This window comes from Vibrio eleionomae, from assembly GCF_009874545.1.
Taxonomy (GTDB): domain Bacteria; phylum Pseudomonadota; class Gammaproteobacteria; order Enterobacterales; family Vibrionaceae; genus Vibrio; species Vibrio nitrifigilis.
Map to the genome: position 1 here is coordinate 1 of NZ_WEKT01000105.1, position 4,334 is coordinate 4,334.

At 38.2% G+C, this 4,334-nt stretch carries 4 protein-coding genes; all 4 read left to right on the forward strand.

The genetic code is table 11. The annotated features are described in order from the left end of the window. Positions 1–717 (forward strand): glycosyltransferase 61 family protein (locus F9817_RS23450; protein WP_161158625.1); only part of this gene is annotated, 717 nt, incomplete at its 5' end. A 154-nt stretch (positions 718–871) separates the two neighbouring features. After that, entirely contained in the window at positions 872–1,915 is a 1,044-nt protein-coding gene (locus F9817_RS23455) for a hypothetical protein (protein WP_202436574.1), read from the forward strand. Beyond that, complete coding sequence (locus F9817_RS23460; RefSeq protein ID WP_161158626.1) at positions 1,915–3,948, forward strand: HAD-IA family hydrolase; 2,034 nt, start codon at positions 1,915–1,917, stop codon at positions 3,946–3,948. Before F9817_RS23455 ends, F9817_RS23460 begins: the two co-directional genes overlap by 1 nt. Next, positions 3,949–4,334 (forward strand): hypothetical protein (locus F9817_RS23465; protein WP_202436575.1); only part of this gene is annotated, 386 nt, incomplete at its 3' end.

Consider the following 4,334-nt stretch of genomic DNA (forward strand, 5'->3'; position numbering starts at 1 on the left):
GATAATATTGTCATTCATGATAGAGAATATATTATTTGGGATAAGTTTTCTAAAAAGCATAAAGATTGGATTGGACGGGTCAAAAATACTAATACTGACTTTCTAGGTAAGAATATATGGTTATCTCGTAGTGGGTATGAGACTTATAGAAACGAATTTATTGTAGAGGCTGTTTTAAATAACCATAATTGGTTGATTATTGATCCCACAGAGTTATCTATAGAAGACCAAATATCCATTTTTTCATCTGCTAATATGGTCGCAGGAATTGAAGGTACTGCATTTCATAATATGATTTTTTGTGAAAATATTATAGATGACATTATAATTTTCTCTAGAAGAACTTCTGGTAAGTTTAATGGCAATTTCCCTCTAATAAGCAATGCGGTCAGTAATGGTCATCAACTAAAGTCACCTAAAGTTGATTCTCGTGGAGATGCAGATCTTGATTTTATTTTTGCTGCGATTGATATTGAACTAAATGATAGAGATAACTGTATGGTTAGTATCTTGTCTAATCAGCTTAGTCGAACATTCCTCCCTGAATCTAAAAATCTATTAACAGACACTATAAGGGATATGTCTTTATTCTTGATTGGTAAAGATAATGGTTTATCTCTCAAGTTAATGGAGATTGCTTACGATAGAAGACCTAATGAAAACCTAAGAAAAAAAATAACGATTATAAAAAATAAAATGTTTAAGCATGGCGTTTAAATTTTTATCTTTAACAATTATTGATGTCAATATTTGATAGATAAACTTAAAAGTTGGCTATATTTTAGTTATTTTAAATGAAGTTATTTAGAATCTAAATAATTGTCTTTAGGTTCTATCTCATTTCATCATTAATTTAAATAAACAATTATCTATGACAATTCAATCACTACAACAATTAGGCGTGAGTATTTTATCGCCCGTATTAACTTTTTTTGAATCGCAGTTACTCGCGAACAAGCAGAAAAATGAGCCTCTATTTTTCCTAGCTCGTGAAGGTTACTGGCTAGAAAAGGCTTACCAAGCGTATTGTGAAGCTAAGGGTGAAAAAGCGGATAGCCGTTACTTGCTCGTTTCTCGTGCTTTCCTGTTTAAAATTGGTTTACTGGAACCGAAGACGTTTGCTTATTCGTTGAACTTTAAGTTCTCAGGCTCTTTATATGAGTTGATGCGGACTCGCTTTATGTTAAGTGATGTCAGTATTCGTAAGGCCTTTAGTGATAAACAGCAGCAGCAAAATATCTTATTGCCAGCCGATCTAGATAAAGTCAGCAAACTGCTCGAAGCAAATATTGGTGTACTTGCGCCAATTATTCGCCAGTCGCATTCTGCCTATAAAGCGTATTTGGAAGCGTTAGGCTTTTTTGAGCAAGACACGATTAATATCGTTGATATTGGTTATAGCGGTACCATCCAAACTTTGTTGAGCCTGATTTTTAATAAGAATATTGCTGGTCATTATCTGATTGCCTCCAATCCTGGTGTTACTGAAGTGGCCGGTAATACCCTAACCATGACGGGTTACCTTAAAGAAAACGTTAAAATGGGTGACGGTTATATTCCGCTTGATCGCTCAATGTTTCTTGAGGCCCTGCTTACTGCGCCAGATGGGCAGTTTCAGGATATTCGATTTAGTGCGTTGCCACATCGCCAGTTCGATTTTTACTATGGGCGTAAGGTAGAAAGCCAACATTGTTTTCATCTGATTGAGCAAATTGTCGAAGGCGCTATCAATCAGATGAAAGAGTATGCAGCGTATGATATTGAGTTTACTGCAGAAGAGGTTGAAGAATTATACAGCGCTTTTGTCACCAAAAAAGGGATGTTTCCTAGAGAGACGTGGACATTATTTGGTTTAGATGATGATACCGCGAGTGAAGGCACAATCAACGGAATAGAATTTTTTGGTTTGAAATAATGAACTATAGAGCAATGGTAAAACAGCGCTTTCCTTTAGTGGAAAATGCGTTAAGACGTAATGCCTCCTTAATGTCTTTAGCGGTAAAAGTGGAATCCGCGTTGATGAGAAGGAATATTCGTCGTTCGACAAAGAAAATGAAAGGCTCTAACCGCTTAGTCACTGACGAGGCTGTTAGATATCTTCAACAAGCTAAATTGCAAGGTCTATTTGACTATCAGTGGTATTGCGATGTTCAGCAATGCGGATTTGAATCCGAACTGAGTGCTTTTAGCGACTATTTGTATAAAAGTACCTTTTCTGCTGTTAGCCCTTCTCCTGCATTCGATAACCTAAGTTATACTAAACGCAATATTGATGTTTTTCATGAACGAGTCAGTCCTTTAACACATTATCTTGAATCGGGTATTAATGAAGGGCGTATTATCTCTCCATTTTATCCTAAATGGTCCCCTACAGATAAATTGCTTATCAACCCCTCATTGAAGGATCTTAAAAATCTGAAGGTCGCTATTTGTTTACATGTGTTCTATGAAGATTTTATTGAATACTACGCTCAGTGCCTGAAAGATTTTCCTGTTAAGGTCGATCTATTTGTCAGTGTCAGTGATAGTAATTATCAGCGAACGGTCGATAAATATTTGGGGTGTCTCGATAGTGTCAACCATATTGAAGTGGTAGAGGTACCAAACCGTGGTCGTAACTTTGGCCCTCTGTTGGTTGAGTTTGGTGAGAAGCTACTGAATTATGACCTGTTTTGCCACCTTCATTCGAAGAAGTCGTTGTATTCAGGGCGCCAACAGACTCAGTGGGCCGACTACCTTGGTGAGTATTTACTAAACGACCATCACGTGATTACCAAAATGCTGACCTATATGGTATCTAACCCAGAGTGCGGGATATATTATCCTACTTCTTTTTCGATGATGCCGGATTGGGTAAACCATTGGCTTAAGAATAAACCTCATCGTGGTGAGTTTTTTAAACAGTGGGGTATTGAAGACCATAGCGACTTTCTGCCGTATCCGGTCGGCGGTATGTTTTGGGCTAAACCTCAAGCGCTTAAGCCGCTGCTTGAAAAAGTATACCGCTATGAAGATTTTCCAGTAGAGCCTTTACCAAATGATGGCTCAGAACTGCATGCATTAGAGCGTTGTATTGGCTTATTGGCGGAGAAATCCGGTTATCGCCAGCTGTTTTATTATCCGGAGCTGGGGTCGTTTACCCATGATCAAAGCTATGTGTTTGCAAACTATGTTAATAATGCCGAAGAGCTTTATCATAAGCTGGCACCATTTGAGACTATTTCGTTTGATGTGTTTGATACCTTGGTAAGGCGCTCTCATTTTGTGCCTGATTATGCCAAGCTAAAACTCGGTAAATATCTCCAGCAGCAAGTCGTTGTGAACGATGCACATGAGTTTGTGAAAGCGCGTAACCAAGCAGAATTTGAAGTACGTAAGCAAAACAATTTCCAAGGTGATGTGACGATTTTTGCGACTTACCAGCAGCTTGCCAAAACCTATCAATGGGATGAGAACACTGCCCATCAGTATGCGGAGATGGAGTTTGGTTACGATCTCGAAATGATTGAAAGCAAAGATGAGATGGTGGATATTGCCAACCGCTTTATTACTCAAGGCAAGCAGGTTTATATCATTTCAGATACCTATTACACTGAATACCAAATCGTATTGATGCTCCGTAAAGCCGGTGTAGCGAATGGTTATCAGCTATTTGTTTCTTCGGAAAAAGGGCTGCGTAAAGATAATGCTACTATGTGGTCATACATTGCTGGCGAGTTGAAAAATAAAGGTCGCTTTGTGCACGTTGGCGATAACGCCGTTGCTGATGCTCAACTGCCCGGTGATTTTGGTTTGGCTAACCTGCATATTCTAAACCCTGCTGACAAATGGCAGGCTGCCGGATGGCACAACCCACTTGTGGGTGACGATCAATTAAATGAACAATTAATTTTAAAATGGGGACCACTGATTAGTCAATTTGGTCGTTACCCATTTTTAGGAGAATAAATGGTTAATTTAGTCTTACATCCAGGCCATTCGAAATGTGGTTCTACTACGATACAGAATTTTATCTATCATAATCGACATAAATTTTTAGGTCGTGGCGTTTTCCTTCCGGATGTGAATTTTAACTTCCCCAATATGCCCAAGTATAATATTAACTTGACTCAGACTCCAAGAGATTATTTGGCTCAGGTGCAAAATGGAGACGTGCCGTTATCAGATTTAGAAAATAAACTAGACCAACTTATTTCTAAGGCTGAAGAGTCAGGATGCCGGCGGGTAATTATTTCAGCAGAAAATTTAATTAATGCGATTGGTCAGCCATCAACAGCTAGTATTCATAAGCTTTTTAATGAAAAATTCAGTAGTGTAAATATTGTATATTATGT

What these genes read in the sequence shown, in the direction of transcription:
- F9817_RS23455 (WP_202436574.1), top strand. Translation starts at nt 872, where the DNA reads ATGACAATTCAATCACTACAACAATTAGGCGTGAGTATTTTATCGCCC.
- F9817_RS23460 (WP_161158626.1), top strand. Translation starts at nt 1,915, where the DNA reads ATGAACTATAGAGCAATGGTAAAACAGCGCTTTCCTTTAGTGGAAAAT.